Source organism: Acinetobacter sp. ANC_7635 (assembly GCF_056779945.1).
Window position 1 is genome coordinate 1 of the sequence record NZ_JBWYIS010000058.1, and the last position, 237, is coordinate 237.

The window sequence follows — 237 nt, forward strand, 5'->3', positions numbered from 1 at the left end:
ACAAGTATTGGCAGATGCCGAAGCAGCAGTAGAGGCAGCAGAAGCAGCATACGCTGCGGCAGAACAAGCGCTGATCGATGCAAATGCCAATGGCCTCATCACGCCAACAGAACTTACTGCATTGACTCAAGCACGTGATGATGCACTTGCTGCGAAAACAGAAGCACAAACAAAAGTGACAGCGTTACCTGAGGCAGTACAAGCAGAAAAAGATGCGCTACAAGGTCGTTTAAATGA

The 237-nt window shown here is 48.5% G+C and carries 1 protein-coding gene; it reads left to right on the top strand.

Translation table 11 applies throughout. The features are described from left to right. Window positions 1-237, top strand: a 237-nt coding sequence (locus AC1M89_RS14875; protein ID WP_481614413.1) for a GA-like domain-containing protein, incomplete at both ends; no start/stop codon positions are given.